Annotated in this window: 1 protein-coding gene; it reads right to left on the bottom strand. The window is 65.3% G+C overall.

Annotated features, from left to right (window positions below; genetic code table 11):
- On the bottom strand, nt 1–1,033 hold a 1,033-nt coding region (locus tag B3D39_RS12720; protein WP_286789758.1), incomplete at both ends, for a mechanosensitive ion channel family protein.

Here is a 1,033-nt window from a genome sequence, read left to right as displayed (position 1 = left end):
TCGGTGCGGTCGAAGGTCTCGATCCGGGTGGAGCGCACGGAGATCGCCTTCACGATCCCCATCTGGCCGTTCACCTCGATCCAGTCGCCCTCGGAAATCGGGCGCTCGATCAGCAGGATGATGCCCGAGACGAAGTTCTGCACGATGGTCTGCAGACCGAAACCGACACCGACGGAGAGCGCACCGGCGACGATGGCGAGCGAGCTGAGATCGATCCCTGCCGAGGAGATCGCGATGATCGCGGCGAGGAAGATCCCCAAATAGCCAAGCCCCGAGACGATGGCGTTCTGCCCGCCCTTGTCGATCTTGGTCTTCGGCAGCAGCGAGGTTTTCAGCGCCCCCTGCAGGAGCCGCGTGACCATCAGACCGATCACGAAGACGATCGCGAAGGTCAGGAAGATGCCGGGCGAGATCGTGACGCCGCTGACCGAGATGCCGTTCTGGAACCGGGTCCACATCTCGGCCAGATCGGCCGGGCGCGCGCCCCAGATCAGCGCCGCAGGCGGCATGGCGAGCAGGCCCAGCAGGAAGCCGATCAGCGCCGGGATCAGCGAGTCGCGGCCGTCATCCTCGCGCCGGGTGACCAGCACGTAGACATCGGTGAAGAACTGGTTGAGCACCAGGACCAGCGCGATCAGCCCCAGCGTCAGGATGGTCGGGAAAATCAGCGCATTGGCGGCGTTGATATAGCCGATCCCGCCCAGAACCGGCGCGACCACAGCGACGCCAATCAGCGCATTGCCGAGCGCGCCGACAAGACGGTCGCGAAACGCGCCTTCCTCGCTCCCATTGGTCTCGTTGCGCAGGTGACGGCGCAGTAGCTGGCCGAAGCGGAACAGCGCAATCGCTGCAAGGACCTGCAGCGGGAAGACCAGAACGCCGAAACCAGCATCGAGCGTGTGCCCCGCCGCGTCGATCTCCTTGGCGGTTTTCGCGCTGCCCTCGAATACGTCCTGCCCGCGGGCCACAAGCCAGTCACCGAACGGGCCTTGGATCGCGGCGAACACGGCCAGTGAGATCGTCAGCACCCGGC

This window comes from Thioclava sp. UBA3469, assembly GCF_002378135.1.
Taxonomy (GTDB): Bacteria; Pseudomonadota; Alphaproteobacteria; order Rhodobacterales; family Rhodobacteraceae; genus Thioclava; species Thioclava sediminum.
Note: the sequence above shows the minus strand (reverse complement) of the source record. Positions and strands in the feature narration are given on the sequence as shown.